This window comes from Gluconobacter sphaericus (assembly GCF_016757795.1).
Classification (GTDB): domain Bacteria; phylum Pseudomonadota; class Alphaproteobacteria; order Acetobacterales; family Acetobacteraceae; genus Gluconobacter; species Gluconobacter sphaericus.
Map to the genome: position 1 here is coordinate 295,886 of NZ_CP068419.1, position 26,615 is coordinate 322,500.

Consider the following 26,615-nt stretch of genomic DNA (forward strand, 5'->3'; position numbering starts at 1 on the left):
TCATGGCCCTTCCGACACAAGCCGCGCTTCAGGCGCTGATTCCGGCATCACCCGCAACGCTTGACCCGGCAATGTTCGTCCGCCGCCTCTCTGCCATGGCTCCGGGGGCGACCGTCGAGATCGGAACCGCCAGCGTCACGCTCACGGCAGGAGCGCAGAGCGTAACTGCTGACCTGCCTTCTGGCGTGACTTTTGCGGTGCCCGCAACTGTGGTTCGCAGCATTGCAACCGCCAACGCGCCCGTCGCGCAGTCCGGCAAGGCTCCGGCCAATGCCACGGATTAACCTCACAGGCGGGACTTATCAGGCCCGATCCGCATCGGTCTCGGCGCAACGCTGCCTGAACCTCTATCCAGAGCCGCTCCCCCCGGTTCAGGGCGAGCCAATCCAATTTGCCCACTATCCAACACCCGGTTTAAAGCCAGCCATTCAGCTCGGTGGCGTCTTGCGGTGTCTCTATACGACATCTCAGGGCGACCTGATCGCGGTCGCGGGCAGTACGGTCTATCTGGTGGGACGCATGAACAAGTCTTACCGTCTGGGTGAGATCAGTGGCGGGACTGGTCAGGTCCGCATGCAGGATAACGGCCTGACGCTGTTCATCGTGGACGGGACGCCGGGGAATGGCTGGTACTGCTCGATCCCCGCTGCGGAAGGTGGCGTTTACGGCGCAATCAGTAAAATCACGGATACCGCGTTTTACGGATCTGCGACGGTGGCTGTCCTCGACACGTTCCTGTTGTTCGTGAACCCCAACACCACTAATTGGTACACATCACCGGCCGATTTCGTGGACGAGAGCACGACACCATTTGACAGCCTCTATGTCGCGAGTAAGACGAGCTATCCCGATATCATTTCTGGCATCGCCACTGTGGGCCAGACAATCTGGATATTCGGGCGGCAGACAACAGAACTATGGTATGATAGCGGGGCATCGGATTTTCCGTTTCAGCGTATCCCTTCGATTACTGCCGATCAGGGCTGCGAAGCTCCCTACTCCATTGCAACCAACTATGGGCAGGTGTTCTGGCTGGGGCGCGATCGGTCGGGACATGCGCGCGTCTATATGGGGCAGGCCAACGAGACGCAGGCCATCAGCACGTTCGCGATCGAGCAGGCCCTGAACCAGTATTCCGAACTCGGGAACGCGATCGGCAATACCTACCAGCAGGACGGACATCAGTTCTATGTGCTCACGCTCCCGGATCAGGGAAAGACATGGGTTTACGATGCTTCAACCCAGCTTTGGCACGAGCGGTGCGGGCTGGATGCGAACGGACAGGAAGCACGCATCCGCGCGAACTGCTGGGCTGCTGCTTACGGGCGCGTGTTCTGCGGTGATTTCGAGAATGGCTGGCTTTATGAGGTACGCACGGACGCTCTGGACGACGCAGGAACGCCGATCAAACGACAGCGCGCATTTCCTCATCTCCTGAACAATGGCAGCCGCGCCATTCACCGGCGCCTGATGCTCGATATGCAGAACGGCTCTGCTATCCCAATATCGGTAGACTGGTCGGATGACAGAGGCGCAACATGGCGCGCCCCTCAATCATTAATGCTCGGCACTACCGGGAACACATGGCCCACGATCTGGCGGTTAGGGATTGCGCGGGATCGTGTTTATCGGCTGACGTGGACGGGAGCGGCGCAGACTGCCCTTATGGGCGCATTCCTTGAAGTAGACCCAACAGCAACATGACCCAAGCAGCGAACTACCAGACCGCATTTCCGCAGGGGCCGATAGCGCTCGCTGGAGGTCGTGTATCCATCGAATGGCAACGGTTTTTCCTGAACGGCTGGAACCGGTCTGGGGGTGCCGTTGGAGTTGATATGACCTATCAGGTGGCGCAGATCGGCGTTGCCTTATCTACCGCTCAAGGCGCAGCCAAGGCTGCTGCAACCGCAGAGGCAAACGCGCAGGCCGCCATTGATGCCGCCTCAACCGCGCAGAAGGCGGCGCAAGAGGCTCAATCGTCTGCGGACGCCGCCGAAAGTGATGCGCAAACTGGGATCGCAGCAGCAGCCCGCGCCCAAGCGGCGGCAGAAACCGCGCAATCTTCAGCCAATACCGCAGAAGCAGACGCGCAAACCGGAATCAAAAATGCGGTCACGGCTCAAACTCGCGCCAATCTATGTGTGAACGGTCAATACGCAGTGGCCGGATCGCCCGCACAGTACGGCCTTGGTCTTGTCATGGGGGCGGATGGTAACCCCTATTTCTGGTACGACCAGACAACCCCTACCCAGCTTGCCTTGGTCACTACGGGATCATCCCCGACCTTTGAGGCCGTTACGCTGTCGGAGCTTCTTCAGCTCACACCAGTGCCGTCGAGCCAAATCAGCGGCATGGCCAACGCAAAGGCTGGCATGGTCATGATGAGCTTGGATAACGGAAACCTCTATTATCGAGGGCAGGACGAGAATTGGCACCAGATTGCCACGTCCGGAACGCTCTAATTACTTCCATTTAATCCCGCTTTTCTGTAGCATAACCCCGCTGACGCAGAGCACCGAAAGGAAACTGGCGGTACAAATCTAGCCTCTTAGAGCTGTATGATTTTCGTACCCCCTCCTATTGCATGCGCCTCAATCAATAACATTGAAGCAATCAACGCGGTTATCACGCACCCGGCTGTTTACGGCGAAGCGGGGCGAATTATGGACGTACAAGATCGGCTCGTCATTGCGCTCCCTGGGATCGTAGTTGGATTTCGTTCTGTGCAAGACCGTGTCCATGAATGTCATCAAGCCGTTATCCCCGACCTGCGCGGGAAAGCCGCAATCACCGCCATGCGCAAGATCCGGGATTGGTGGTGGCAGACGCAGCCATCTGATCTGATGATTGCAGCCATTCCTGACAACAAGAAAGCCGCCCGGTTCACCATGCATGCCCTCGGCTTTGTCCGTTGGGACGAAATAAACGCGCCGTGCCCGGACGGGATCGTGCGCCATCACATCACATACAGAATGGAGCGCCCGAAGTGAGCGACACGTTCGGCATCGGCCAAGCAACGCAAGCCGCTACGACAGCAGCAACGACCGCTGCGCAAATGGCGATGGAAAAGTCCGCCATGAACAGGGCGGCAAAAACCGGAGCCGGGCAAGCATCAGCTATTAGCGCCTCCGGCACGGCGGCTCAGAACTATCTGAACCCGTATGTCTCGGTTGGGAACAAGCTGATCGGCAGCATGTATGACAATAGCGCGTACAATTCGACCAATGACAGCTACATCAACGATGCCGAAAACGACTTAAACCAGAGTACGCTGGAGCAGACACCGGGTTATGAATGGAACCTGTCTCAGGGCGAACAAGCTGCAACGAATAGCGCAGCGGCGCGTGGGTTAGCGAACAGCGGGGCAGCATTGAAAGGCGCTGAAACTTACGCATCCGGATTGGCTGACAGCACCTATCAGAACCAGTTCAACGATCAGATTTCAGCCAACAGCGCTTCGCAAAGCAATCTCACCAACGAGTTTGACCGACAGAACGCGCTGCTCGGATATGGTGCAAACGCCGCCTCTGCCAGCGCCACCAATGCCACGAACACCGCCAGCCTCTCCGCTCAGGCCGCGCTTGCGGGCGTCGGCGCAACCATGTCCGGCACGACGGCAATGGGTAACAGCCTGACCAGCGGCCTCAACAGCCTTGGCAATCAGGCTTCGAGCTATGGAACGAATTATCTGGCCTACCAGAAACTGTTGAACGGGAGTTCGAGCTGATGGCCGGGCTATTTGACACGGGCGCCAACGCCCTTCTCAGCATGGGGCAAGGTACGATTCAGCCGCAGACGAACCAGCTCCAGAACATTGCCGCAGCTCAGGGCGTCCAGAACCAGGCGCTGGAATATCACAATGCGCTGCTGGGGCAGAAGGCTAGAGTGGCGATTGGCAACGCCTTGGCTCGCCATGTCCGTAAGGATGGCAGCATCGATTATGGATCTGCAATCGCCGATGCGGCAAGCAATCCGGATGCGGCCTATGGGCTGCCGGATGCCGTCACACAGAACAACAGCCAGCAGGCCCAGAACATAGGCAACCAGGGCGCGCAACTCGAACTGAACCAGCGCAAAACCGGGATGCTGGCCGGTCTGGCCGCACCTCTCATGAGCAATCCGGACGTGACTAAAGGAGACGTTGCGCGCCAGCTTGGCGTCGGGGTGGCGCACGGCCTGATTTCGATGGATCAGGCACAGGCCGCCTACTCCGCCCTACCCGATGACAGCGCGGGTATCCGGCAGCAGGTTCGTGGCCTCTTGGATGCCTCGATCGGTCCGGCTCATGCCTACAATGACGCCTATGGCTCCATGCAACTGGTGGACGACGGCGGAACTCTGCACTGGCAGAACGTTGGTTCGCCTGCCAGCGGTCAGGGCGGCCAGAATGTCGGGGGCAGCATTGCCAAGCAGACATCGCCCGAAACGAACTCTACGCCTATGGACGTGGTCAACCCGGACGGCTCCCACAGCTACGTCAGGCGCGATCAGGTGGTCGGAGGTGCACAGGGGCGACCGACCGTTCCGCCCGAGGTCATGGGATCGGGCCGCTATCCGGCGCAGCAGCCTGCAAATCCGGGGTATCAGGCCGCACCAGCAGCCGGTCAGGTGGAAGGACAGCGCGCAGCCGCTGAGGTTGCCGGTCACGCTGCCGGTGAACAGTTTGGACAGGCCGGGCAGTTGTCGGCCGGGTTTGGTGACCGGATGTACCGCTCCCAAAAAGCCCTGCAGCTTCTTCAGGAGATCTCGCCATCCTCCGGGAAGCCTGCGGAACTGCATAATCGGATCGTCAACGTCGCGCTATCTCTCGGCATGACGAACCCATCCGACAAGGCAGCCGCCTATGACGAGGCCAACAAGTATCTGACCCAGCTTGCGGCCAGCCAGCCCGGAGCCGCGCACAGCGATGCCCAGTTGGCCACGGCGCTCGCAGGCAACCCTTCGACGCACATCAACAATCTGGCGGCGCAGGATGCCCTGCGGGCGAACATCGCGCTGGATCGGCGCGCCAACGCGGCCTATCTGGCCTTCCATCAGAAGTATCCGGGCACAGAAGCGCAGGTGCATGCCAACGAGTGGCCGACGTTCCAGAACGACTACACGACCAAGAAAGACGCCCGTGCGTTCATGTTCGATATCATGTCGCCCGAGCAGCGCGCGCGCCTCTGGTCAGGCATGGATGGCAAACAGCGGCAGGCTTTCCGGTCTGAACTTCGTGGAGCCATGGAAACCGGCCTGGTGCAGGCTCCGAACTGATGGCCGACCTCGACCGCCATTACGAAGGTGCAGGCCAGTACTGGGGTGTTGATCCCGAGGTTCTGCGCGCCGTGCACCGGGTGGAAGACCCGACGGATGACCCGAGGGCCCGAAGCAAAGCCGGGGCCATAGGCCACATGCAGTTCATGCCCGAGACGGCCCGCAGCCTCGGCATCGACCCGACTGATCCGGTCCAGTCGATCTACGGCGCAGCCCGGCTCATGCGTGAAAATCTGGACCGGTACGGCAACCTCCCGGACGCACTCCGGGCGTACAATGCCGGGACGGACCGGGCGCGCTGGAACAACGACGAGACGAACGCCTATGTCGGCCGGGTGGCAGCGGCCTATCACAAGCCGGAGACGCAGACCGTGGCCAAGAAGCCCGCAGACCCTCGAACCGATGACGATGCTTTGGACAAGATGTGGGGACTGAGCGGCGAGCCTGCGAAAACAGCGACCGCCCCCGCACAGTCGGGGCCGAGCGACGAAGAGCTTGACCGCATGTGGGGTCTCTCTGCGCCGAAGGTATCGCAGACGCCGCGCCCTATGAGTGCTCCCGTCGACACGGCACCTAAATGGGAAAAGCAGAGCTGGGAACGGAATGCGCTGACGGGTGCAGAGCGTGGCGTAGAGGACATACGCGATTCCGTTGTTGGGGGCAGTAACTGGCTCCTCGGAAAAGCTGGGATCAATGCTCTGCAAAGTATGGTCGACCACGAAGACGCTGCCCGCAAGCAATACGATCAGGACTATGGCGGCAGTCTCTCGTCCAAACTGGGGCGCATGGGCGGCAATCTGGCGGCATCTGCGATCCCGGTTGGTGGAGCGGAGCTGGGAGCAGCCCGGCTTGGCGCGAAAGCTTTGGGAATGCTCGGAGCTGGCGAAAAGGTTTCCCAGGTTGGCGGCGCACTTCTCGGAATGGGCGCAGGCGGAGCGACGGCCAATGCTGCGACAGACAGCGAAACAGGCCAGCCCATCGGGCAGGCGTTGCGGGACGGAGCAATCGGCGGCGTGCTGACGGGTGGCGCGACTGCGCTGGCTAAACCAATCGCGCGCGGGGCCATGGAAGCCTTTACAGGCGGTGCGGTTTCACCAGAGCGGGCTGCTCTGGCGCGCAGGGCTGAAGACCTTGGGATCGACCTGACCGCTCCGCAGATCAGTACCAGCCCGAACATGGCCTATCTGTCGGACGTGGCCAATGGCGGTATTGTCTCCCCCGCACAGCGTGGCCAGTTCACGCGCGCCGTCTCACGCACTTTCGGGCAGGACAGCGACCGCCTGACGCCAGACGTGATCGATGATGCACACAATGCGCTTGGAAACCGCTTCGACCATGTGGCGGCCAACACGATCATCAAAGCCGACAACCAGTTCGGGAGCGACCTTGGCGCCATTGCTGATGAAGCGCGGCAGGTGTTGCCCGAGCAGGAAGTCACGCCGATCGTCAACCAGATCAACAACATCATGAGCAAAGCCGCGACCGGGGAAATCAGCGGCCCTCAGTATCAGGCGCTAACCCGCCAAGGCGCGCCCCTCGCTCGTGCCATGCGGTCCAACAACCCGAACGTCGCCTATTACGCCGGACGCGTGCGCGACGCCTTTGATGACGCAATGGAGCGCTCTCTTACGGCGAACGGACGCACGGATCTTCTGGACGAACTGAAAGATGCGCGCCGACAGTACAAGAACCTGAAGACTATCGAGCCTTTGGCGGCAAAGGCCAATGAAGACGGCGCGATCAGCCCGGCCCTGCTCCAAGGTGCGGTCAATAAGTCCTTCAAAAGCCGCGCGCGACGTGGTGCGGGAGATCTGGGAGACCTGGCTGACATTGGTCAGGCGTTCCTGAAAGCCCCGCCGAACTCCGGGACCGCGCCGCGTATCGGGGCAGAGATTGCGCTCAGTGAGATTCCCGCCGCCTTCATGGGACATGGTCTTGGAGCGGCCGGAACGGTTTTGGGTGTCGCGGCCGGACGTGGCGCGGCCAAGAGTGCCGCCCGGTCCTATCTCAACAGCGATATCGTCAAGAACAGCATCCTTCGCCGGAGCGAAGCATCTACGCCCGCCCCTCGGAATTACTTGCTCAGCGGCTTGGTAGACGCGGCGAAAGCGGGCGCGCCGTACTCGGCCGCAGTCCCGAACGGAGACCAGATCGTTCGGAACTGGCTGTTGGGGTATTAAAAAAGCCGCCCCGAAGGGCGGCTCCATAGTCAGGCGCAGAGCTTTGCACCTAAGCGCTCATTGCGGCGCTCGAAAGCATTGGCGGCTTTGTTAAGCCGCTCCTCAAACTCGCTCCGCTTGAGGGCGACGTAGGGGAATTGCCGCAGGAACTGGGCCTTGTCCGCTCGGGCGTCCTCCGTTTTCGGCTGGTAATCCTCAATCTCATACCAGAGATCCGCAGCGGCCTGGTCTGCCGGGACACCGTTGTAACGCAGAGCCGTCCAGCGGTTCATCTCGTTGATCAGCATGGCATCCGACGTGATGAGAGGCTCGCACATCCTGACGGCCTGCTCCTGACGCTCCGCTGTTGCCAGCGGGACGTAGCTCATGACGCCGGTTCCGGCTTCTTGGCGAAAGGGACCGGGGATTCCTTGACCAGATGCACGAACTCAGGATCGATCTGCGCACCCGGTACGATCTTGGCCAGCTTGATGATGCCCTTGATCGTCACTCTCACGGTGTCGCGCGTCTTTTCCTCACCGGTCTGATTATCGGTGTAAACGTCGAGCTTGTGCCGCAATAAGCCAGCGCGGCGCTTGTCCTCATAGGCCAGCCAGTGCTTGTTCCCGTTGAAGCGGTAGATCCATTTGTGCATGGCGAGGAACGTGTTGAGTGCCTTTGGTCCGATCTGAATGATCTTGGCCGTCTGGGTCAGGCCGTAAGATCCTTCCGCGAGGCTGATCCGGTCGAGGGCGGCTGCTTTGGGTGCGGTAAGAGCCAACTGCTCCCGCTGCTTTTCCACAACCGACTGAAGCCCGGTGAGTGCGCGCATCGCGAGTTGTTCCGGCGTCTCCGGGGGAGCGATCTCACCACGTTTGAAAGCCGCGAACTGAGTAACAATCTCGATGGTGATCTTGGTCGCCGCTGCTGTCTCAGACTTCGCCGTGATAAAGAGGGCCTGTTCCTCGTTGAGGTAGTGTGCCGTTCCGGGGCGGCCGCCCTTGGCCCCCGAGGTTATTTCCACCGTGGAAACAACCCCCATTTGGGAAAGGGATTCGCTATGACGGCCTATCAACTTCCGGATCATTGCCGGGTTGGAAAATCCAAGCCGCGTCGCAAGATCGGTGTCGAGGATACGCAGTTCACCATCATGCATGGTGGGGGCGATTACGTTGCTCATGCTGCATCTCCCTTGGGGGAGATTGGAAAAGTTTCACGGATTTTTTCGCGCCAAGGTTCGTGGGGGACATAACGCATGCCAAGGCCTTCGCAAACGATCTCATGAACGACATCGATAAAGCCTCCGTCAGTTAGAAGGTCCTTCTCAAGCTCGTAGTAGGCTTTGCAAATGTCGAAAAGCGCTTCCCAGTGCAGGGTAGCCTCACTCTCCAAATGTTCGCGGCAAAGAGACGACACACGCTCATTATATGTCTGTGGTTTTTTCCGGTTTTCGGTGCTATCGTGGCTCATCACACTTCCTCCAGAATGCGATTATCGACCAGATCGAGAACGGTCCGTTGCGAGTGCGTTAGGAGATGCTTCGGCGGCACGGGAAGGCCGGATGCTTTCCATGTCCATGCACCAGCACTTTTGCCCCATAGCCGCATTGCATGGCGTGAGGCCCCAATACGGGCGTTGAGATCGGCAGCGTCGATTTCGCGGAAAACTCTCGCCTCCGTCGATAGCAGCATCGGCCCAAAGAAATGCTGGAACAGAGCATCCGCTGCTTCATTTTGGAATTCGATGATCCGGGCGCGAATGGCCTCGTCCGGAACCCGACTGGGCTGGATGGTCGCCAGCCACATTGGCAGTCTGCTCAAAGGAAGAAAAGTATGTTCCCTCGACTGGCTGTCGCCGGGAAGCTGCATGGTTATGATGACCATGCAGGTCTTGAACAGGTGATGACCTTCCATTTTGCGATGTTGGGTTTTCCACTCCAAGCCGATGCTTTCAACAAGAGGCTTCATGGCAACAAGCGTGGTGCCAGGAGTGTCGCCAGCAATGGCGAACAAAGTGGTGTCATGGAAAGGAATTGTGGTAAGAGATTTCATCGCGGTGTTCTCCAGATCACTGTTGAGAAGCAGCGGGGGAAAGTTTGGCGACCGATCCCGCTGCTTCTGTGATTTCTTTTCTGACAAAAACTGCTTCCAAACAGGAGACAAGCTCGCTGTTCAAGCTGCGTCCGTTTTCCTGCGCTAACCTGGTCAGCTTCCCATGAAGCGACGGGGGTAGACGTAGGCTGGTTTTCTTACTCAGTGGTTTCATTTTGCCTCGTAATGCTACTTTGGAGCTTTATGGCTCCGTTGGTGATGCTATGGTAGCAGCGTATCCGGCGTCAAGACTTTTTATTTTTGTGATGCTATGGCCGAGTTATGGATGAAGATCAGACCCTCCGATTCTCCCTGCGCGTGCCACGTGAGCTGCATGAACGACTCACTTCTTCGGCCAACGAGAGCAATGCCTCTTTGAACGCGGAAATGCTGCGTTTGCTCGAAAAGGGGCTTGCTGGCGAAATCAAGCAGGCTCCGGATAGAACTGCGCTTGAGCAGCTTTTTCCGCCTCAACTAATTTGGCGGATTAGCCGCTTCAAAGATAACGCTGGTCTGCCGAGCAATGAAGAGGCTGCTAAACGCCTAATCAAATCAGCGCTTGATGAACGAGAATCTACCAAAGATATTCTGGATAAACTCAACCAGATGTTTAAGTCTGAGCGTGATCTAAGAATTTTATCCAGAGAAGTGATTGCGCCGCATGCTGCTGTTGAAAACATTCAATATGGAAACGGCTATGTGTGGTTTTCCACTCGAAACAATGAGTCTGGAGCAATAGATAAAAAAGGTAAACTATACTTCTCAGGCGATGGGAACGCTTGGGATTATAATATGGATTATTATAATCCATACGAAAATCAGGCGCCCCCAAAAAAGAATAAAGAAAATTCCTTCGGTTGGGACTCTCCTCCTAGCGATCTCGACGACGAAATTCCCTTCTAGGGAGTACCAATGGCCTCAGCCATCAAACGGCACATCCTTACGCCGATCCAGCCAGTTCATGAACGCGTTGAAGCCGTGGAAGAGGGCAAGGAAGCCCCAAACGAAAATCAAGAACAAGGCGATCTCGCTCCACCACCAAGGCGGGTTCGCCCACCGTCCCGCAAATGCGACGCCCGTCATCAACAGCCCCCACCCACACCCATAAGGCAGCGCGCACCACCACGAGATCGGCGGCCGTGTCCGATTGCGTGCCCAGATGCGCCGTGTGCCGCGAATGATGCGTGGAAAGAAAAGAGCGCATGCAACGATCAGGAGCGTGCTGAAGATGCGGTGATCTCGGACCGCATAGAACTGGTCATCCGGGAGGTGATCGGTCCAGTCGAAGCAAAGCCGGAAGAACCATATGACCCAGAAAAGGATGAAACCGCCGGTCAGGTATGTGGCGATTGAGCGCTCAGCGTGCTTGTCCGTGCCTGGCTCTGCGTTGAGCAGTAGCAGCCAGTTGACCACGAAGAGGCCGATAATCGCCGCAGCGATCCAGAAGAAGATCATGCGGCGAGCAGTTTCCTCACTTTGGCGTCAAATGTGCGCGCAGTATCTCCGGCCCGCTTATCGTCATCTCGAAGGCGATAAATGACTATGGCATCAATTCCAAAATCACGAACAGTATGGTCCGACACATGGAAAAGGTTTTTATCCCCTTGCATCTGCGGGACCTGAAGTCGCTTCTTCAGGTTGTAAAACCGGCTTTCGCGTGGGCTGACGAGATGAATCTCAAGCGGCTTTATTCCCTCTGGGAACTCCAGCACGCGCAAAGCATCCATCAAGCGTTCGTAGACCCATTTTGGGCCCTTGCTGTCGATCATTGGCGTGATGAGGAAGTAGCGCCACCGCTCAGAACCGGCCGCGCGATACCAGCCCGCACCTAAGGCATTGAAGCCGATAGCGTCTGTTTTCTGGAGCAGGTGATAGCCTGCGTCACGCCGGAGATCGTCCACTGTGATCACTTCAAAAGCCACTGAACCAAGCCCATTGCATCGATAGCTGACACTGCACTTTCTGCGACTGCCTGCGGGAAAGCATCAGGAACATGATACCGCAAATTTATGTTCCAGTCTTTGATAATCAACCAGCCGTCTACATGCGGCGGACGCGGCGTTTCCAGAAGAGCAGCGTTTATGCCATCCATCAGGCCCGCAATCTCGGTTAGCTCTTCAATATCGTGCGTGTAAACATCTTTGCGATCACGCCTTTCTGGCCAGCGGTTCATTCCATGCACACGCATGATTTTGCACTTCAGCGCACATTCTGCCGCAATCCCGGCATGGTGATACGCCTGTTTCCATTTGCGTGAGGCCAGCATGATGCGAGATGACTCCAGCTCGTCTCGGGCGAGCGCCTCCCAGTCATCTGCGTATTCGGCTTCCATACCTCACCCTCCCCGGGAGGGCGGAGTCGGGTCAATGCGCCGCCATTACATCAACGACGCGAGTCCATCGATTTTGTCGGCCAGCGCCGAAACCATGTGCTTAATCTCAGCTGCAATATCTGCCTTATCGACCGCAATATTCAGCCGCTCGGCATCACGCTGGAGTTCGGAGACTAACTGATGGATCTCTGAATTAATGCCGTCTTCGTCGTCGTTTGAGTGGTATGACACATGAGCCTCCGAGAAAAATGAAACAGTGCGCCCGGGATCAGTTGCGTGTCCAGCCCGCATCGCTTTCCCCTTGTACTGACCACCACAATTCCGCTATCTTCAGCGCACGGCACGCCCTGCGTGTGACGGGTCACAATCTGCTCAAGATTCCCGCTCATGCGCCGCTTATTGCTTGCCGTTCCCTTCCTTTTTCCGCTTTGCGCTCAAGCGCAGACAACTGCAGCCAATCCGGTTGAGCCGTTCTCGTATGGCGTGCGCGTTGGCACGGCTAAGAACCCGCTTGTCGCGCTTCTATCTTCTGTCGTGCCGTCTGCTCAGGCTGGTGCGACACAAGCCGCCTCTCCCGTCGAATTATTCAGCTATGGCCGGCGCGTCGGTACGCAGTCGAACCCGCTTTACATCAACCTCGGCAACGCACTCGACAGCTATGTCACTCAGGTCAGCCTGACCTCGACGCTCTCCGCCTACCTGACCACCTCCGCCGCGGCGAAAACGTACCTGCCGCTGGCGGGCGGAAAACTCACAGGGGATCTTTATACAGGAAAAGCCACGTCTGTCTTTTTCGTGGATAGAACAGGGGCTTTTGGATACGTCTTTAATGCCGGGAACGGCACGCTGAATTGGACGGGTTCTGGCGGTCTCATTATCGGCAAGGTCAATCTCACCCAGATGACCGGCACGGGAAATGCTTACGCATGCATTGACGCTAGCGGGAACGTCTATCGCAGCTCGACGGCCTGCCAGTGATGGGCGACTCAATCCCCCTCATCGCCCCCGAAGCTGAGTTCATCACGCGCGGTGAGTTCTCTGAACGCATCGGTGGCGTTCAGCAGGACGTCAAGCTCCTTCAGCGCGAGATGGTGGAAACCCAGACCGTACTGAGTAATCAGGGCGGCCAACTCACGCAGATCCTCGCCAATCAGGACGCGCAGGACAAAAAGCTCGACAACCTTCAGTCGGTTCGTCAGTGGATCGGCTGGGTTCTGGTGATCGTGACAAGCACTGGCGTTGTGCAAATCACGTCGCACCTGGTCGGCGTGCGATGAGCGGCCTCAACACGCGCCAGCTCAAAACGCTGATCGTCACTCCGACGCTTCAGACGCTTGGGCTTGCATCCCCTGCGGCAATCAACCTCGTGACCGGCACCGCGCTGGCCGAAAGCCGCGCAGCCTATCTCCGGCAGGTCGGCGGCGGCCCAGCTCTTGGCCTCTGGCAGATGGAGCCCGCCACACATGACGACTGCTGGACGAACTTCCTCGACTTTCCCGCGCAATCGCGCCTTGCGACGGTATGCCATCGCATGCGCGCTGCTGATCTTGATGCGACAGCGCAGTTGGTCACGAACCTTCGCTATGCCTGTGCGATGGCGCGCATCCGATTCTATCGCGCGTCCGAAGCGCTGCCTCCCGCGACAGACGCGGCCGGACTGAGCGCGTATCACAAGGCGTATTACAATACGTCGCTCGGTGCAGCTGATGCCTCCGCGAATGTCGCCTTTTTCGCGGAGGCCATCGCAGCATGAGCAAGATCCTCGATTGGATACGCGAGCCAACGACGCTGCAGGGCCTTGGGCTTTTGTCCGGCGCAATGATGGCAGCTTGGCTTGGTGTTGATGGCGGTGTTCCGTCCGTCATGGCCTCGACCGCCATTTTCCTGCTGATCCCTGAGAAATCTCCGCTGCAAAAAGCTGCCTCGATCGCAGCCGGAGCGGCGATCACCGAGATCGGAAAGCACCCGCTTCTGGGTACGCCTTCCGCCACTGCATCCACTGACGAGCCTAAAGCGCCGACGTGACTGCGGGACACCCCGAGCAACAAGGAAAACGCTCAAATGACTGACACTGCAATTCAGGAAGCTGGCGCCCTCGGCCAGGAACTCATCCCCGTCCTTGGCGGCTTCATCATCGAGAAGCTGGACCCGACCTGTGATGTCACCGGCGCGAAGACGGCTCTGTCCGGTTTGGCTGGCAATCTCGCTGCGCTGGTGACGGCCCTCGAGACGAAGACGGCCACGGCCACCGAAACGGCGGCGTGATCCAGTACCTCTACATTGGCGGGGGCGTCATTGCCCTCGCCTTTGTGGTCGGTCTGGTGTGGTTTGCCTACCGCTCTGGCCGCAATGCTGCGTCTATCTCAAGCGCGAAAGCGTCGACTGATAGCGCAAACGCAATCACAACCAAAGCCGAAGCTATGGCGCAGGCTCAGGCGGATAAACCGGCGACTGAGGATGCACTTCTGGCGCGGCTCGATGGTGGCAGCGCATGAGGTGGATCGTCCTGGCGCTCGCCCTCACTGGCTGCACATCTGTGCATTATGTGCCCTGCCCCACGCTGGTGACGTATTCGTCTGCCGATCAGGCGGCGCTTGCTACGGAAATCAAAGCGCATCCGCAGCCCCAGACCGTGCGTTGGATCGGTGACTATATCGGGCTGCGCGACCAAGTGCGGGCGTGCTCAAAGGCTCAGTGAGCCAGTTCGGCACGCTCGATACGTTACCGACTGGTGAGAGCGTCGTTTCCCTGGTAGCGGAAGCCCATGCGGCATGAAGAGTGTCCCATCCCGGAGTGTCGCTCGATCGGGATAGGACACGAGGCCGGCCCAATTTGGAGTGCTGAGCCGCAGACACTTTAGCGCAAAACTATTAACAACAAAATAACAGGTCATCGATTCTAGATTAAATGCCTTCACTGCTCGTGCCGTGATCGGCGCGGTGCGGCGCGGGACAATTAGGCAAGGCGGCTGAGCCTATAGCCCAAGCCCTTCACGCGCTCGCGCCATGTAGATTTTTTTTTGGTATTCGGTTGCTGGAACTCGAGGCTCTGGGGTTTTGGACGCAATCCCCCTCTCGGCAAAGGCCACCTCAGGCTCCCAAATGCAATTATGATTCTCTTTGAGAAAGAGTTGTTTTGCGGCTGCCTCGATCTTTTGTCCGTTGGTCATGATTTTCTCCAAAAAAATGGCGGAGCCGCAGCCCCGCCATTCTGGTTTTACGGGCGACGATCCTTGAAGGTTGCGCGCTTTCCGTTCTTCAGTTCAGATAACCTGCCCTGATTTTGGAAGTAGTCACGAGCGATAAGGTGGAGATGCTCTCCTGCCTTGATGCGCTGCATGATGATGGCGATCTCGTGGGGAGGAACGTCTCCCCGCGGTTGTGTTGAAGCCATAAAATATGGTCTCCGTTATCAATGATGCATTGACACTCGGACACTTCAAAGCAATGTTCTGTTCTGCAAGGTGTTTCCAAACGAAACGCTCCACTGTGTACCAAACTCGTTTATGCTTGCGAGTCAGTGCTAAACGGTGAGCCGGGCTGCTACCCGGTTCACCATCCATTAATGCACTGGTGCCGAAATGTATTTCGCGTACTCAAAATGTTGAGTCGAGTCTTTTTTGCACAAAGCGAGAACACTTAGATAATTAATCCGAGTATCAGCAGGTACTCTGCTTGATTGTATGTCCGCAATCAGATGCTGTTTCGCACTTATGCAAAATCAACTGCCGCATGCATTCGTATCGACTCGCTGGATCACCGCAGATTTCGATTAGCCTGTACGAACTATTGGATCTTCCCCAATAGTTCACCTGTTAAGGATTCTGTGACGGCTGAATGGTTGGCCGTCTAGTGATGTTTCTTGACGTTAACTAACCGCCATGCATCCTTCAGTCTTCCATATGGAGGCGAGGTAATGCGTTCCTTTATCGTTGCGGGTGTGCTTACGCTTAGTTTTTTGCTGCCAACTTGTGCAGCCTTAGCTTTTCAACCTCCTCACCCTTCACAAGCTGTTACATCGCAGCCTGACGAGAACACTCTGAGAGAACACGGTCGTTACCAGAATGTGGATGGAAAGCTGGTGCACTCCCCGGCGCACACTGTACGTAACTTCGTCCCGAATGGTGCTTCTGCAAAATGCGAAGACGGTTCTTATAGTTTCAGCCTACACCGCCAGGGGACATGCTCCCATCACGGAGGCGTGGCGCAATGGCTTTAATTGGTGCGCCCGGAGGGACTTGAACCCCCAACCAATCCGTTATGAGCGGACGGCTCTAACCAATTGAGCTACAGGCGCAACCTGCGAGGTCTTTTACCTCAGTTGCGCAGGCAAGAAAACGCCCTCATTTTTTCTACGAGACTTCCACGCAACTAGAAAAACCAACGCAACACAGCGGAAAATAACCCAATAAAATCAACGCTTATCGCTTTTGGTTCAACCGCAAACGCCTTCTGGACCAACCTCTGGAAATTCTACTGTCCAACCCGCAGATCGATCTTCCGTTCTGTCTCATGTGGGCCAACGAGAACTGGAGCCGCCGCTGGGATGGATCAGACGATGATCTACTGATCGCGCAGGATTACCGTTCCGAGGACGATGAAGCCCTTGTGGACTGCTTTGCCCGGTATCTGCGTGATCCACGCTATATCCATTTTGATGGCCGACCGGTGCTTATGGTCTATCGACCTGGAACCATCCCCGATGCTCCGACCGCCTTCGTCAGATGGCGTACTCTGTTCCGCACTCGCCATGGGCTGGATCCGCTTTTTGTCATGGGACAGGCTTTCGGTGACGAAAACCCCGATCTCTTCGGCCTGGACGGCGCCATCGAATTTCCACCCCACAAGGTTGTCTCGAACTGCAATCTGATCAATGACGAAATCAATCTGTTCGATAACGACTTCAGCGGTCAGGTCTATGACTACAGCACAGTCGTGGACAACGCTCTCGCCCAGCCGAGAACCCCATTCCCCCTGATCAGGACCGCAGCGCCTTCATGGGATAATGATGCACGTCGGCAGGGCAAAGGCCTCGTCCTTCATGGATCAACGCCGGAACTCTATGAGCGTTGGCTCAGCGGCTTGATCGAACAAGCCCAGGCCCGCACATTCTTCGGAGAGCCGGTTGTATGCATCAACGCCTGGAATGAATGGGCCGAAGGCGCCTATCTGGAGCCGGATCAGCATTTCGGAAGTGCCTATCTCAACGCAACGGCACGCGCCTGTACTGGCGTCGGGAAAAACCGCTCGCGATCAGGAATCCTTCTGATTGGACATGACGCGTTTCCCGCAGGTGCACAGCGACTGCTGCTCGAAATCGGTCGCACGCTAAGGCACTGTTTTGGCACTGAGATCCAGTTCCTCCTTCTCGATGGCGGCGCTCTCCTCGACGAATACCGTAGCGTGGCGACCACAGAGATCGTTGCGGTGGACTCAAAAACCACCACGGCGCGTCTGGAGTATCTCCACAGACAGGGATTTCAGTCTGCAATTCTTAACAGTGCAGCGAGTTCAGCCCTCGCGCCCCACCTTGCAGAAGCGGATATCGGGTTCCTGTTCCTCATTCATGAGCTACCCGCACTCCTGCGCAATCGTAACCTACACGTCCCCATGGGAAAAGCCTGTACACTGGCAAGCCATGTCATTGCACCAGCGGCAAATGTAGCAAAAAAACTTAACCTGGAATCTCTCAACAAACTGCAAATCCTGCCGCAAGGCCTCTACACTGAATCGCCCTTTTCGGTACAGGCACGGCAGACAATCCGCAGGAAAATGGGCCTTAGGACAGATGACCGGATCATCATCGGCGCCGGCTATGCAGACCTGCGCAAAGGCTTTGACCTTTTCCTTCAGCTCTGGCGCAAAATGCGGGGCACAGTCCACTGTATCTGGCTGGGCGATATCGACCCATCCCTGAAAAACAACCTGCATGCCGCACTGACCAACGCCCTCTCCAGTGGCACATTCCATATGCCTGGCAGGGTCGAAAATGTGCCGGCATGGCTAGCTGCAGCAGACGTCTTTGTTCTCACTTCACGCGAAGATCCGTATCCCTCCGTCGTCCTAGAAGCTTTGGCAGCTGGACTGCCTTGTGTTGCGTTCGAGGAAAGCGGCGGAATTCCGGATCTCCTGCAACAGATCGATTCTGAAACAGACCATCGCAACAGCATTGTTCCTTTTACGGATATATCCGCGATGGCGAACGCGGCAAACAAACTGGCGGGATGGTCCACAGAACGCTCGAACCGTGAACGACAGAAAACTGCCTACGCCGCTGCACAACGTTTCAGCTTCAAACATTATGCCCAGAAACTGCTAAGCCTCGCCCTTCCCACAATCCCGAAAATTTCCGTTGTCATCCCCTCACACAACTACGCTCATTATATGAGCCACCGCCTTGCTTCAATTTTTGCGCAGACAGTACCGATCTTTGAAATCATCGTGCTCGACGACGCCTCAGACGATAACAACTTAGAAATTGCTCGACAGACGGCAAAAGACTGGGATCGGGAAATCATCTGCATCGAGAATACTGCCCCCTCAGGCTCGGTCTTCAAACAGTGGCACAAAGCCATCAGAAGCGCACGTGGCGACTGGGTCTGGATTGCCGAGGCGGACGATTTCTGTGAACCGGAATTTCTTGAATATATTCTGGATGGGATCAAGAACAAGCCCGCTGTCGTCATGGCATTTACTGATAGTCGGGCCGTTAACGAAGACGGCGCTTTAATTTTGCCATCCTATCGCTCCTATTACTCCAAGAGCGCAGGATTACTAATGGAAAATGACTGTCATTTTACAGGAGAAAATTTTCTCAGGAGATGCCTGTCGGAACGTAACCTTGTCCTCAACGTCAGCAGTGCCCTCTTTCGAACGAAACATTTATTGGCAGCGATCAATTGTTGTCAAACAGACCTAAAAAACCTGCGTGTTGCAGGCGACTGGCGCATTTATCTTGAACTACTCACACAGAAAAACGTCGAGATTATCTATCTGGCTCAACCTCTCAATGTGCACCGAAGACATGGAGATTCAGTCACCCATACACTCAGCCGACGTAATCACATCGACGAAATCGCCTACATGCATCGCCTTCTGGCAAGTCGACTTACACTTCCAGAAACACATATCAGCCGCCAGAAAAACTACCGCACAATACTAGAGCAGCAATTCGGACTAAGAGCTCTTTTGGAAATTCAGGGATGAGCATTTCGGCGTAGCATGAGGCTTCCCATGGCGATGTGGATCATGGCCTCTGCCACGTCGATACGCTGTTCGTAATCCCTCACCAGTCGGCGCCAGCGGATCATCCAGCCGAATGTCCGTTCAACGACCCATCGACGTGGCAGAATTTCAAATCCTTTTACCGTATCTGAGCGCCGGATGATCTCAACCGTGAAGTCGTGAAAGGCGGCATCAGGGGCGCTATGCGCTCCCATTCTTCATCGGTCAGATCAGACGGATAACGCTTCGTCTTGCCTATAATGTCGGCCATTCGGCCTCGTTGTTCTGGCGTCCACATCCTGAGTTTGAATCACGCAACAGACACCCTGAAAACCACTCACGCTCAATTTCCAAAAGGACTCTAATTTCTCACAATAATTCAGAGAAATCATTACCTATATTCTGAATAACACCAAAATAACCAAAAAAAATGCAAATAACCTCTATTAATGCGGATGAAATTTTCAGAAATTGTGATTTTTATTATATAATACAAATAAAATACTCCCTAATGAACGTCTTCATGAGAGGGTTACCATGAACATTACATGAAGACATCCAATCGCAACACTCCTTCCCACCAGGAAGGAGTGCCTTGCTTCTACGGCAGCTAATCTTTCGCATTCGGTCATATTAATAATAGCCGAGCAAATAATCTCTGCATCGAAAGAAAACGCCTTTCTTTCGATGCAGAGATTATCATGATACTGTAAAACAGGAGTTTCCAATGCTGGTTGATGGACAATGGGTCGAAAACTGGCAGCCGGTTCAGGCCAAGGATGCGAAAGGCGGCTTTGTCCGCCAGACCTCGTCTTTCCGCAACTGGATCACCCCTGACGGTAGTCCCGGCCCCACAGGCGAGGGTGGTTTTACAGCCACAAAAGAACGCTATCATCTTTACGTCGCCCTGATCTGTCCTTGGGCGTCACGTACGCTTATTGCCCGTATCCTGAAAGGGCTGGAGAATATCGTGTCGGTATCGGTCGTCGAGCCCGCCCTCACCGATCAGGGCTGGCGTTTTGGTGATTATCCGGGAGCAAACGTCGATACGCTCAATGGCGCAACGTGGATGCATGAACTCTATACCCGCGCCGATCCGCATTATACGGGTCGCGCCACAGTTCCGATCCTGTGGGACAAGGAAAGACGGACGATCGTAAACAACGAATCTGCCGATATCGTGCGGATGTTCAACTCTGGGTTTGGCACGCTGGCGTCGTCGAATTACGACCTCTATCCTGAAGCCCTGCGCAGTGAAATCGATGTCCTGAACGACGGACTGTATGCGCAGCTCAACAACGGCGTCTATCGCGCCGGATTTGCGACAACCCAGCAGGCTTATGACGAAGCCTTCGAGGGTGTTTTCAGCATGCTAGACACGTTGGAAGCACGTCTGTCCGCAGACATCTCATGGCTGGTCGGAGACCAGTTGACCGAGAGTGACATCCGCCTGTTCGTAACGCTGATCCGTTTCGATGCCGCCTATCATGGGTTGTTCAAGTGCAATCGCCGCCGCCTCGCGGACTACCCGAACCTGGACCGCTATCTGGAGCGGATGCTGGAGGTCAGAGGTGTCGCGGGAACCGTCAGCCTCGATCATATCAAGCGCGGCTATTATTCGATCAAGGCTCTGAACCCCAATGGCATCGTGCCTCATGGACCCGACCTTGCATGGGCGGCACGTCTACCTGCAACACCTCGCCCATCGGGGGTAGAGACATGAGCGCCGGCCTGATTATCTTCCTGCATGGGGTCGGCAGCCAGGGTGCTTCCTTTGCGCCGTTAATGGCTCAATGGGGAGCAGATCTACCCACGCTAGTCCTTGCCGCTCCCGATGCGCCGTTCACGTTCGACCTTGCGCCAAACGGACGACAATGGTTCAGCATCAAGTGCGTGACGGAAGCCAACCGGACGGAACGGATCGTCGCTGCGCGGCAGGCTTTTGACGACACGCTCCAGTCCTGCATCTCGGAGGCCGGCTTTGAAAACAGGCTGGACCAGGTAGTGCTTGTGGGCTTTTCTCAGGGATCGATCATGGCACTGGATGCCGTGGTCTCCGGCCGCTGGCCCGTGGCTGGCGTGGCCGCCTTTTCCGGGCGGCTTGCCTCGCCCACCTTTTATGCTCCGTCCACGGGAACACGAATTCTGCTGCTTCATGGCGATGCGGACCCCATCATGCCGGTGCAGGAAGCCCACAGAGCCGCACAGATTATGACGACGATCGGCATAACCGTCACATGTGACATTCTGCCCGACGTCGGCCATACTCTGACGACTTCGGGAATAACGCGGGCGCAGGAATTCATACGGTCTCTGATGCTTCCCGGTTCGTTTGCGTCCTAAGGACCTGTGATTTGGATCGTCTAAGCCTTGACCGCCTGTTCGTCGCCGTTCTGGAAACAGGAAGTTTTATCGCGGCATCCGGGCGAATGGAAGTCAGCAGCGGCCAGGCCTCCAAGATGATGTCCCGCCTGGAAGCCGACCTGGGCGTGCAATTGATCAAGCGGACAACACGCGCCCTCTCCGCTACCGAGATCGGCCAGGTCTATTATGAGCGTGTCAAGGTTCTGCTCGAAGAGCGGGACGCACTCGATGCATCTATCCGCCAGACATCGGGCGCACCCTCGGGCAGACTGCGGATCACGGCCCCGATGTCGTTCGGTGCCGTCCAACTGGTGCCCGCGCTGCTAGCCTTTGCGGAGCAATATCCCGGCATTAGCCTAGATGTCAGTTTTTCAGACCGGCTGGCGGACCTAGTTGAGGAGGGCTTCGATCTTGCCGTTCGCATCGGGCGTCTGTCCGACAGCAGCCTGATTGTCCGCAAACTGTGCGATGCCCGGATCGTCACTGTCGCCGCCCCGACCTACATCACAGACCGTGGTGCCCCCCAGCGTCCGGAAGAACTGTCGCAGCATACATGCATCATCGACACCAATTTCCGCACACCCCACAATTGGTCTTTCCACGACAAGTCATCACGACAAGACATTCAGGTTCCCGTGATCGGACGCATCGCCTTTTCAAACGGAGAAGCGTGCCTGACAGCAGCTGAAAGAGGCCTAGGAATAGCCTATCTGCCCAGCTTCATTGCAGGCCCCAAAATACGGGAAGGTAAGCTGACACCCCTACTACACAACTTCGAACCGCCAGTTCTGGGAATACACGCCCTTTACCCACCCGCACGGCATCTTGCTGCAAAGGTACGAGCCCTCTCCGATTTTCTCTCGGATTACTTCAGGAACCGGGCAGAATGGGACGAAGGCTGGTAATTCTCTTTCAGGGCGCAGCCGATACCTAGAGGAATCTAAAAACTTTTAATTAACTACTCTTTTCCCTGATTTTTGGTTTTTGACGTGTTGACTTCTGTTTCTTGGAGTTGGTTTTCGCTCTGCGTTTTGCGCAGATGAAGGGTTCGAAAACCCTCTTGGCGCTAACTTGTTCTGTGTGATTCCATTCGTCTGGTTCTGACTGAGGGAATGGCGCTATGAAGCAGTCTGGTTTCTTTGACGTTGAAGAGCGGCTTGCCCGGTAGAGCGGGCTTGGTGATCAGCTCGAAGCGTTTTCCCGGACTGTGGATTTTGAGGCCTTCCGCCCTGAGCTGGAGAAGGCTCTGGCGTATTCTGACGGAAGCAAAGGCGGGCGACCGCCGTTTGATCCGGTGCTAATGTTCAAGATCCTGGTGATCCAGACGCTCAACAATTTGTCTGATGAGCGGACAGAGTATCTCATCAACGACCGCCTGTCGTTCATGTGTTTCCTTGGTCTGGGACTTTCAGATCGGGTGCCTGATGCCAAAACAGTCTGGTTGTTCCGTGAACGCCTGACACAGGCGGAGGCCATTGAAAGACTGTTTGAGCGCTTTGATGCGACCCTGCGGAACGCCGGTTATCTGCCGATGTCCGGCCAGATCCTGGGTGCCACGCTGGTCGCGGCTCCAAAGCCAATGAAGACTTCATGGAAAAGCAGGGCTTTGTCTCAAAGGTTCATCGCAAAAAGCCGCATCTCAAACCCATGCCACTCCATATCCAGTGGTCCAATGCAGGAAAGTCCGTGATCCGATCCCGCGTCGAGCATGTCTTTGCCGATCAGAAATCGCAGACGGGACTGTTCGTCCGAACTGTCGGTATCACCCGGGCCACCATGAGGATCGGGCTGGCCAATATCGTCTACAACATGCGCCGCTTTCTCTTTCTGCAGCGGATCAGCACCACAGCGTAGCTATCAAGCGGGTAACAGCCCCCAATCTGCTCAAAACGCAGACCGGATGCCATCGCACAAACCGTCAATCAAATCGACAAAAGCCAGAAATCACGGACCACGCACATCAATTGACGGTTCTTCGATCCCTCCAGCTTGCTGCGATGCTGGGCTCTGGTTTACGACGAACAAGAAGAACGCCGAGCATCACCCTGATGCTGGCGTTCTTGAGAAGGTCTTGGTGCAGGATTGTATGGTTGCGGGGGCAGGATTTGAACCTGCGGCCTTCAGGTTATGAGCCTGACGAGCTACCGGGCTGCTCCACCCCGCGGTGGTGTATGATGATGTTGGGAGGTTTTGTGGTGTGTATGGGTAGGCTGGGGGACCTGGCGGCGACCGACTTTTCCGCACCTTAAGGTGCAGTATCATAGGCGCTGAGGGATTTCACGGCCGAGTTCGGGATGGGATCGGGTGTAGGGCCCTCGCAATGGCCACCAGGTCTTCCAGCCCACCCTGTCTTTTAAGAGAGGGTGGAGATTGGTGCGTTGTGAAGGAAGTGTGGCTGATTTCTGTGCATGTGTTTGTTGTGAGAAGTATGAGCGATTAGGACCGGTTAGCTGCATGCATTACTGCACTTTCACACCCGGCCTATCAACGTGATGGTCTCTCACGGCTCTATGAGACCTAGTTTTGAGGTGGGTTTCCCGCTTAGATGCTTTCAGCGGTTATCCCGTCCATACTTAGCTACCCGGCTGTGCCACTGGCGTGACAACCGGTGCACCAGAGGTATGTTCATCCCGGTCCTCTCGTACTAGGGACAAATCCTCTCAAGTCTCTTACACCCACGGCAGATAGGGACCGAACTGTCTCACGACGTTCTAAACCCAGCTCACGTACCACTTTAATCGGCGAACAGCCGAACCCTTGGGACCTGCTCCAGCCCCAGGATGTGATGAGCCGACATCGAGGTGCCAAACCTCCCCGTCGATGTGGACTCTTGGGGGAGATCAGCCTGTTATCCCTAGAGTACCTTTTATCCGTTGAGCGATGGCCCGTCCACGTGGGACCACCGGATCACTATGGCCGACTTTCGTCTCTGATCGAGCTGTCACTCTCACAGTCAGGCGGGCTTATGCCATTGCACTCGACAGCCGGTTTCCGACCGGCCTGAGCCCACCATCGCGCGCCTCCGTTACACTTTGGGAGGCGACCGCCCCAGTCAAACTGCCCACCATGCAGGGTCCCGGACCAGGCTTACTGGTCTCGGTTAGACATCAGAAAAATTCAGGGTCGTATTTCAAGGATGGCTCCACCGGTGCTGGCGCCCCGGCTTCAAAGCCTCCGACCTATCCTACACAGAATGTCTCTGATGCCACTGCAAAGCTGCAGTAAAGGTTCATAGGGTCTTTCCGTCTGACCGCGGGTACCCCGCATCTTCACGGGGAATTCAATTTCGCTGAGTCGATGCTGGAGACAGTGGGGAAGTCGTTACGCCATTCGTGCAGGTCGGAACTTACCCGACAAGGAATTTCGCTACCTTAGGACCGTTATAGTTACGGCCGCCGTTTACCGGGGCTTCAATTCAGTGCTTGCACACCTCCTCTTAACCTTCCGGCACCGGGCAGGCGTCAGGCCCTATACGTCATCTCACGATTTCGCAGAGCCCTGTGTTTTTACTAAACAGTCGCTACCCCCTGGTCTGTGCCACCCGTCCATGGTTGCCCACGAGCGGGTCTCGTTTATCCCGAAGTTACACGAGCAATTTGCCTAGTTCCTTCAGCATCGTTCTCTCAAGCGCCTTGGTATTCTCTACCAGTCCACCTGTGTCGGTTTCGGGTACGGTCTATACGCCAGAGCTATTTCCTGGAATGATTGAAAAGCCTGTTCAATCCGTTAAGGACAGACAACATCTCTCATTCGTCACTTCTGGCAGGCCCAGTAATATTCAACTGGTTCCCATCGACTACGGCTCTCGCCCTCGCCTTAGGGGCCGGCTCACCCTGCGTGGATTAACCTTGCGCAGGAACCCTTGGACTTTCGGCGACAGTGTTTCTCGCACTGTTTGTCGCTACTCATGTCAGCATTCGCACTTCCGATATCTCCAGAGAGGGTCACCCCGTCTCCTTCGCAGACTTACGGAACGCTCCGCTACCGCGCATTCAAAGAATGCACCCACAGCTTCGGCACGTGGCTTGAGCCCCGTTACATTTTCGGCGCAGGGTTTCTAATAGACCAGTGAGCTATTACGCTTTCTTTAAAGGATGGCTGCTTCTAAGCCAACCTCCTGGTTGTTTTGGAATCCCCACATCCTTTCCCACTTAGCCACGATTTAGGGGCCTTAGCTGGTGGTCTGGGCTGTTTCCCTCTCGACAATGGACCTTAGCACCCACTGTCTGTCTGCCGGGCTATACTCCTGGGTATTCGGAGTTTGGTTAGGTTTGGTAAGGCTTTGGGCCCCCCTAGCCCATCCAGTGCTCTACCCCCCAGGGTAAACACCCGACGATCTACCTCAATAGATTTCGCGGAGAACCAGCTATCTCCGAGTTTGATTGGCCTTTCACCCCTAGCCACAGCTCATCCCCGACTTTTTCAACAGGCGTGGGTTCGGCCCTCCAGTGCGTGTTACCGCACCTTCAGCCTGGCCATGGCTAGATCACTCGGTTTCGGGTCTTCTGCCAGCAACTCATTCGCCCTATTCAGACTCGCTTTCGCTACGCCTACACCTAACGGCTTAAGCTCGCTGCAAACAGAAACTCGCTGACCCATTATACAAAAGGTACGCCGTCACCCCATAAGAGGCTCCGACTGCTTGTAGGCGTCCGGTTTCAGGTCTCTTTCACTCCCCTCATCGGGGTGCTTTTCACCTTTCCCTCACGGTACTTGTTCGCTATCGGTCACTAAGGAGTATTTAGGCTTGGAGGGTGGTCCCCCCATGTTCAGACAGGGTTTCACGTGCCCCGCCCTACTCGAATCCTCATCAGAACACTACGCATACGGGGCTATCACCCATTATTGCCGGACTTTCCAGACCGTTTTGCTTCTTCCTGATCAGGCATTGGCCTGCTCCGCGTTCGCTCGCCACTACTAGCGGAATCTCTGTTGATGTCTTTTCCTCCAGGTACTGAGATGTTTCAGTTCCCCGGGTTTGCCTCATACACCTATGTATTCAGTGCATGATCCTCTTGCGAGGGGGTTGCCCCATTCGGACATCCACGGATCAAAGCCTGTTCGCGGCTCCCCATGGCTTTTCGCAGCGTACCACGTCCTTCATCGCCTCTTAGTGCCAAGGCATCCACCGAACGCCCTTCTCATTCTCACACCATTCTTTATCCGAAGATAAAGACACATGCACAGAAAC

Annotated in this window: 31 protein-coding genes, 2 tRNA genes, 2 rRNA genes and 2 pseudogenes; 21 read left to right on the forward strand and 16 right to left on the reverse strand. The window is 56.4% G+C overall.

Annotation, left to right across the window (positions count from 1 at the left end; genetic code table 11):
- The first annotated feature begins 2 nt into the window (after positions 1–2).
- From IGS75_RS01440 to IGS75_RS01470, 7 genes are all read left to right on the forward strand, one after another.
- A complete protein-coding gene (locus tag IGS75_RS01440) occupies positions 3–284 on the forward strand; it encodes a hypothetical protein (RefSeq protein WP_202257372.1) in 282 nt (93 codons plus the stop codon).
- Positions 271–1,704: a packaged DNA stabilization protein gene (locus IGS75_RS01445; protein WP_202257373.1), complete on the forward strand. Its 1,434-nt coding sequence runs from the start codon at positions 271–273 to the stop codon at positions 1,702–1,704. The genes IGS75_RS01440 and IGS75_RS01445 overlap by 14 nt, the downstream gene beginning before the upstream one ends.
- A 131-nt stretch (positions 1,705–1,835) precedes the next feature.
- Positions 1,836–2,462, forward strand: coding sequence for a hypothetical protein (locus IGS75_RS01450; protein ID WP_202257374.1), 627 nt, complete (start codon positions 1,836–1,838; stop codon positions 2,460–2,462).
- Between the two features lie 201 nt (positions 2,463–2,663).
- Positions 2,664–2,990: a ubiquitin family protein gene (locus IGS75_RS01455; RefSeq protein ID WP_202257375.1), complete on the forward strand. Its 327-nt coding sequence runs from the start codon at positions 2,664–2,666 to the stop codon at positions 2,988–2,990.
- Positions 2,987–3,727, forward strand: coding sequence for a hypothetical protein (locus tag IGS75_RS01460; protein WP_202257376.1), 741 nt, complete (start codon positions 2,987–2,989; stop codon positions 3,725–3,727). The genes IGS75_RS01455 and IGS75_RS01460 overlap by 4 nt, the downstream gene beginning before the upstream one ends.
- Positions 3,727–5,256: a hypothetical protein gene (locus tag IGS75_RS01465; protein WP_202257377.1), complete on the forward strand. Its 1,530-nt coding sequence runs from the start codon at positions 3,727–3,729 to the stop codon at positions 5,254–5,256. Before IGS75_RS01460 ends, IGS75_RS01465 begins: the two co-directional genes overlap by 1 nt.
- On the forward strand, positions 5,256–7,436 hold the full coding sequence (locus IGS75_RS01470) for a lytic transglycosylase domain-containing protein (protein WP_202257378.1): 2,181 nt from the start codon (positions 5,256–5,258) through the stop codon (positions 7,434–7,436). Before IGS75_RS01465 ends, IGS75_RS01470 begins: the two co-directional genes overlap by 1 nt.
- A 29-nt stretch (positions 7,437–7,465) precedes the next feature.
- Here the strand turns inward: IGS75_RS01470 and IGS75_RS01475 are convergent, their stop codons facing one another.
- The 5 genes from IGS75_RS01475 to IGS75_RS15785 are packed head-to-tail and all read right to left on the reverse strand — an operon-like array spanning position 7,466 to position 9,680.
- A complete protein-coding gene (locus tag IGS75_RS01475; RefSeq protein ID WP_202257379.1) occupies positions 7,466–7,804 on the reverse strand; it encodes a hypothetical protein in 339 nt (112 codons plus the stop codon).
- A complete protein-coding gene (locus IGS75_RS01480) occupies positions 7,801–8,595 on the reverse strand; it encodes a phage antirepressor KilAC domain-containing protein (RefSeq protein ID WP_202257380.1) in 795 nt (264 codons plus the stop codon). The genes IGS75_RS01475 and IGS75_RS01480 overlap by 4 nt, the downstream gene beginning before the upstream one ends.
- The gene (locus IGS75_RS01485) at positions 8,592–8,885 is read right to left on the reverse strand and encodes a hypothetical protein (protein WP_202257381.1); all 294 of its coding nucleotides are present in this window, start codon (positions 8,883–8,885) and stop codon (positions 8,592–8,594) included. Before IGS75_RS01485 ends, IGS75_RS01480 begins: the two co-directional genes overlap by 4 nt.
- Positions 8,885–9,466, reverse strand: a complete 582-nt coding sequence (locus tag IGS75_RS01490; RefSeq protein ID WP_202257382.1) for a phage antirepressor N-terminal domain-containing protein — start codon at positions 9,464–9,466, stop codon at positions 8,885–8,887. The genes IGS75_RS01485 and IGS75_RS01490 overlap by 1 nt, the downstream gene beginning before the upstream one ends.
- Before the next feature lie 16 nt (positions 9,467–9,482).
- Positions 9,483–9,680, reverse strand: coding sequence for a toxin-antitoxin system HicB family antitoxin (locus IGS75_RS15785; protein ID WP_202257383.1), 198 nt, complete (start codon positions 9,678–9,680; stop codon positions 9,483–9,485).
- Between the two features lie 107 nt (positions 9,681–9,787).
- On the opposite strand from IGS75_RS15785, the gene IGS75_RS01500 reads away from it, so the two are divergent.
- Positions 9,788–10,408: an Arc family DNA-binding protein gene (locus IGS75_RS01500; protein ID WP_202257384.1), complete on the forward strand. Its 621-nt coding sequence runs from the start codon at positions 9,788–9,790 to the stop codon at positions 10,406–10,408.
- A 15-nt stretch (positions 10,409–10,423) separates the two neighbouring features.
- Here the strand turns inward: IGS75_RS01500 and IGS75_RS01505 are convergent, their stop codons facing one another.
- From IGS75_RS01505 to IGS75_RS01520, 4 genes are read right to left on the reverse strand one after another with little or no spacing between them, the layout of a single operon-like run.
- On the reverse strand, positions 10,424–10,960 hold the full coding sequence (locus IGS75_RS01505) for a hypothetical protein (RefSeq protein WP_202257385.1): 537 nt from the start codon (positions 10,958–10,960) through the stop codon (positions 10,424–10,426).
- Positions 10,957–11,427, reverse strand: a complete 471-nt coding sequence (locus IGS75_RS01510; RefSeq protein WP_202257386.1) for a hypothetical protein — start codon at positions 11,425–11,427, stop codon at positions 10,957–10,959. The genes IGS75_RS01505 and IGS75_RS01510 overlap by 4 nt, the downstream gene beginning before the upstream one ends.
- Positions 11,412–11,837: a HEPN domain-containing protein gene (locus tag IGS75_RS01515; protein ID WP_202257387.1), complete on the reverse strand. Its 426-nt coding sequence runs from the start codon at positions 11,835–11,837 to the stop codon at positions 11,412–11,414. Before IGS75_RS01515 ends, IGS75_RS01510 begins: the two co-directional genes overlap by 16 nt.
- Positions 11,838–11,882: 45 nt before the next feature.
- Positions 11,883–12,128, reverse strand: coding sequence for a hypothetical protein (locus tag IGS75_RS01520; protein WP_237468920.1), 246 nt, complete (start codon positions 12,126–12,128; stop codon positions 11,883–11,885).
- A gap of 96 nt (positions 12,129–12,224) precedes the next feature.
- Here IGS75_RS01520 and IGS75_RS01525 point away from each other — a divergent pair, with 96 nt between their 5' ends.
- The 7 genes from IGS75_RS01525 to IGS75_RS01555 are packed head-to-tail and all read left to right on the forward strand — an operon-like array spanning position 12,225 to position 14,535.
- Entirely contained in the window at positions 12,225–12,815 is a 591-nt protein-coding gene (locus IGS75_RS01525) for a hypothetical protein (RefSeq protein WP_202257388.1), read from the forward strand.
- A complete protein-coding gene (locus IGS75_RS01530; protein WP_202257389.1) occupies positions 12,815–13,114 on the forward strand; it encodes a hypothetical protein in 300 nt (99 codons plus the stop codon). Before IGS75_RS01525 ends, IGS75_RS01530 begins: the two co-directional genes overlap by 1 nt.
- On the forward strand, positions 13,111–13,590 hold the full coding sequence (locus IGS75_RS01535) for a hypothetical protein (RefSeq protein WP_202257390.1): 480 nt from the start codon (positions 13,111–13,113) through the stop codon (positions 13,588–13,590). Before IGS75_RS01530 ends, IGS75_RS01535 begins: the two co-directional genes overlap by 4 nt.
- A complete protein-coding gene (locus tag IGS75_RS01540) occupies positions 13,587–13,862 on the forward strand; it encodes a hypothetical protein (protein ID WP_202257391.1) in 276 nt (91 codons plus the stop codon). Before IGS75_RS01535 ends, IGS75_RS01540 begins: the two co-directional genes overlap by 4 nt.
- A gap of 36 nt (positions 13,863–13,898) precedes the next feature.
- On the forward strand, positions 13,899–14,102 hold the full coding sequence (locus IGS75_RS01545; RefSeq protein ID WP_202257392.1) for a hypothetical protein: 204 nt from the start codon (positions 13,899–13,901) through the stop codon (positions 14,100–14,102).
- Positions 14,099–14,332 carry a hypothetical protein gene (locus tag IGS75_RS01550; RefSeq protein WP_202257393.1) on the forward strand — a complete coding sequence of 78 codons (234 nt, stop codon included), beginning with the start codon at positions 14,099–14,101 and terminating at the stop codon, positions 14,330–14,332. Before IGS75_RS01545 ends, IGS75_RS01550 begins: the two co-directional genes overlap by 4 nt.
- The gene (locus IGS75_RS01555) at positions 14,329–14,535 is read left to right on the forward strand and encodes a hypothetical protein (protein WP_202257394.1); all 207 of its coding nucleotides are present in this window, start codon (positions 14,329–14,331) and stop codon (positions 14,533–14,535) included. Before IGS75_RS01550 ends, IGS75_RS01555 begins: the two co-directional genes overlap by 4 nt.
- 276 nt (positions 14,536–14,811) lie before the next feature.
- Here the strand turns inward: IGS75_RS01555 and IGS75_RS01560 are convergent, their stop codons facing one another.
- Entirely contained in the window at positions 14,812–15,006 is a 195-nt protein-coding gene (locus IGS75_RS01560; RefSeq protein WP_202257395.1) for a hypothetical protein, read from the reverse strand.
- A gap of 47 nt (positions 15,007–15,053) precedes the next feature.
- Positions 15,054–15,230, reverse strand: a complete 177-nt coding sequence (locus tag IGS75_RS01565; protein ID WP_202257396.1) for a hypothetical protein — start codon at positions 15,228–15,230, stop codon at positions 15,054–15,056.
- Positions 15,231–15,752: 522 nt separating this feature from the next.
- On the opposite strand from IGS75_RS01565, the gene IGS75_RS15790 reads away from it, so the two are divergent.
- Positions 15,753–16,055: a DUF3761 domain-containing protein gene (locus tag IGS75_RS15790; protein WP_202257397.1), complete on the forward strand. Its 303-nt coding sequence runs from the start codon at positions 15,753–15,755 to the stop codon at positions 16,053–16,055.
- Between the two features lies 1 nt (position 16,056).
- Here IGS75_RS15790 and IGS75_RS01575 read toward each other — a convergent pair.
- Positions 16,057–16,133: transfer RNA gene (locus IGS75_RS01575), tRNA-Ile, on the reverse strand.
- Positions 16,134–16,249: 116 nt separating this feature from the next.
- Between IGS75_RS01575 and IGS75_RS01580 the strand changes: the two genes are divergently transcribed.
- A complete protein-coding gene (locus IGS75_RS01580) occupies positions 16,250–19,042 on the forward strand; it encodes a glycoside hydrolase family 99-like domain-containing protein (protein ID WP_272929786.1) in 2,793 nt (930 codons plus the stop codon).
- Here the strand turns inward: IGS75_RS01580 and IGS75_RS01585 are convergent.
- Positions 19,033–19,251, reverse strand: a pseudogene (locus IGS75_RS01585) (transposase); the annotation flags it as partial. The gene IGS75_RS01580 and the pseudogene IGS75_RS01585 sit on opposite strands and share 10 nt — an antisense overlap.
- Before the next feature lie 536 nt (positions 19,252–19,787).
- Here IGS75_RS01585 and IGS75_RS01590 point away from each other — a divergent pair.
- The 4 genes and pseudogenes from IGS75_RS01590 to IGS75_RS01605 all read left to right on the forward strand — a co-directional run bounded on the left by IGS75_RS01590 (position 19,788) and on the right by IGS75_RS01605 (position 23,278).
- A complete protein-coding gene (locus IGS75_RS01590; protein WP_202257398.1) occupies positions 19,788–20,783 on the forward strand; it encodes a glutathione S-transferase family protein in 996 nt (331 codons plus the stop codon).
- Entirely contained in the window at positions 20,780–21,403 is a 624-nt protein-coding gene (locus tag IGS75_RS01595) for an alpha/beta hydrolase (protein ID WP_202257399.1), read from the forward strand. Before IGS75_RS01590 ends, IGS75_RS01595 begins: the two co-directional genes overlap by 4 nt.
- Positions 21,404–21,414: 11 nt before the next feature.
- Positions 21,415–22,329, forward strand: coding sequence for a LysR family transcriptional regulator (locus IGS75_RS01600; RefSeq protein WP_202257400.1), 915 nt, complete (start codon positions 21,415–21,417; stop codon positions 22,327–22,329).
- 215 nt (positions 22,330–22,544) lie between these two features.
- Positions 22,545–23,278 (forward strand): annotated as a pseudogene (locus IGS75_RS01605) (transposase).
- A 233-nt stretch (positions 23,279–23,511) separates the two neighbouring features.
- On the opposite strand, the gene IGS75_RS01610 reads toward IGS75_RS01605, so the two are convergent.
- The 3 genes from IGS75_RS01610 to IGS75_RS01620 all read right to left on the reverse strand — a co-directional run bounded on the left by IGS75_RS01610 (position 23,512) and on the right by IGS75_RS01620 (position 26,576).
- Positions 23,512–23,588, reverse strand: a tRNA-Met gene (locus IGS75_RS01610).
- 53 nt (positions 23,589–23,641) lie between these two features.
- Positions 23,642–23,756, reverse strand: a 5S ribosomal RNA gene (gene rrf / locus IGS75_RS01615).
- Between the two features lie 84 nt (positions 23,757–23,840).
- Positions 23,841–26,576 (reverse strand): 23S ribosomal RNA (locus IGS75_RS01620).
- Positions 26,577–26,615: the final 39 nt, after the last annotated feature.

Excerpts from the sequence above, each read along its gene's own strand:
- IGS75_RS01440 (WP_202257372.1), top strand. The coding sequence starts at position 3 with ATGGCCCTTCCGACACAAGCCGCGCTTCAGGCGCTGATTCCGGCATCA.
- IGS75_RS01445 (WP_202257373.1), top strand. The coding sequence starts at position 271 with ATGCCACGGATTAACCTCACAGGCGGGACTTATCAGGCCCGATCCGCA.
- IGS75_RS01450 (WP_202257374.1), top strand. The coding sequence starts at position 1,836 with ATGACCTATCAGGTGGCGCAGATCGGCGTTGCCTTATCTACCGCTCAA.
- IGS75_RS01455 (WP_202257375.1), top strand. The coding sequence starts at position 2,664 with ATGGACGTACAAGATCGGCTCGTCATTGCGCTCCCTGGGATCGTAGTT.
- IGS75_RS01465 (WP_202257377.1), top strand. The coding sequence starts at position 3,727 with ATGGCCGGGCTATTTGACACGGGCGCCAACGCCCTTCTCAGCATGGGG.
- IGS75_RS01470 (WP_202257378.1), top strand. The coding sequence starts at position 5,256 with ATGGCCGACCTCGACCGCCATTACGAAGGTGCAGGCCAGTACTGGGGT.
- IGS75_RS01475 (WP_202257379.1), bottom strand. The coding sequence starts at position 7,804 with ATGAGCTACGTCCCGCTGGCAACAGCGGAGCGTCAGGAGCAGGCCGTC.
- IGS75_RS01480 (WP_202257380.1), bottom strand. The coding sequence starts at position 8,595 with ATGAGCAACGTAATCGCCCCCACCATGCATGATGGTGAACTGCGTATC.
- IGS75_RS01485 (WP_202257381.1), bottom strand. The coding sequence starts at position 8,885 with ATGAGCCACGATAGCACCGAAAACCGGAAAAAACCACAGACATATAAT.
- IGS75_RS01490 (WP_202257382.1), bottom strand. The coding sequence starts at position 9,466 with ATGAAATCTCTTACCACAATTCCTTTCCATGACACCACTTTGTTCGCC.
- IGS75_RS15785 (WP_202257383.1), bottom strand. The coding sequence starts at position 9,680 with ATGAAACCACTGAGTAAGAAAACCAGCCTACGTCTACCCCCGTCGCTT.
- IGS75_RS01500 (WP_202257384.1), top strand. The coding sequence starts at position 9,788 with ATGGATGAAGATCAGACCCTCCGATTCTCCCTGCGCGTGCCACGTGAG.
- IGS75_RS01505 (WP_202257385.1), bottom strand. The coding sequence starts at position 10,960 with ATGATCTTCTTCTGGATCGCTGCGGCGATTATCGGCCTCTTCGTGGTC.
- IGS75_RS01515 (WP_202257387.1), bottom strand. The coding sequence starts at position 11,837 with ATGGAAGCCGAATACGCAGATGACTGGGAGGCGCTCGCCCGAGACGAG.
- IGS75_RS01520 (WP_237468920.1), bottom strand. The coding sequence starts at position 12,128 with ATGCGGGCTGGACACGCAACTGATCCCGGGCGCACTGTTTCATTTTTC.
- IGS75_RS01525 (WP_202257388.1), top strand. The coding sequence starts at position 12,225 with ATGCGCCGCTTATTGCTTGCCGTTCCCTTCCTTTTTCCGCTTTGCGCT.
- IGS75_RS01530 (WP_202257389.1), top strand. The coding sequence starts at position 12,815 with ATGGGCGACTCAATCCCCCTCATCGCCCCCGAAGCTGAGTTCATCACG.
- IGS75_RS01535 (WP_202257390.1), top strand. The coding sequence starts at position 13,111 with ATGAGCGGCCTCAACACGCGCCAGCTCAAAACGCTGATCGTCACTCCG.
- IGS75_RS01540 (WP_202257391.1), top strand. The coding sequence starts at position 13,587 with ATGAGCAAGATCCTCGATTGGATACGCGAGCCAACGACGCTGCAGGGC.
- IGS75_RS01545 (WP_202257392.1), top strand. The coding sequence starts at position 13,899 with ATGACTGACACTGCAATTCAGGAAGCTGGCGCCCTCGGCCAGGAACTC.
- IGS75_RS01555 (WP_202257394.1), top strand. The coding sequence starts at position 14,329 with ATGAGGTGGATCGTCCTGGCGCTCGCCCTCACTGGCTGCACATCTGTG.
- IGS75_RS01560 (WP_202257395.1), bottom strand. The coding sequence starts at position 15,006 with ATGACCAACGGACAAAAGATCGAGGCAGCCGCAAAACAACTCTTTCTC.
- IGS75_RS01565 (WP_202257396.1), bottom strand. The coding sequence starts at position 15,230 with ATGGCTTCAACACAACCGCGGGGAGACGTTCCTCCCCACGAGATCGCC.
- IGS75_RS15790 (WP_202257397.1), top strand. The coding sequence starts at position 15,753 with ATGCGTTCCTTTATCGTTGCGGGTGTGCTTACGCTTAGTTTTTTGCTG.
- IGS75_RS01590 (WP_202257398.1), top strand. The coding sequence starts at position 19,788 with ATGCTGGTTGATGGACAATGGGTCGAAAACTGGCAGCCGGTTCAGGCC.
- IGS75_RS01595 (WP_202257399.1), top strand. The coding sequence starts at position 20,780 with ATGAGCGCCGGCCTGATTATCTTCCTGCATGGGGTCGGCAGCCAGGGT.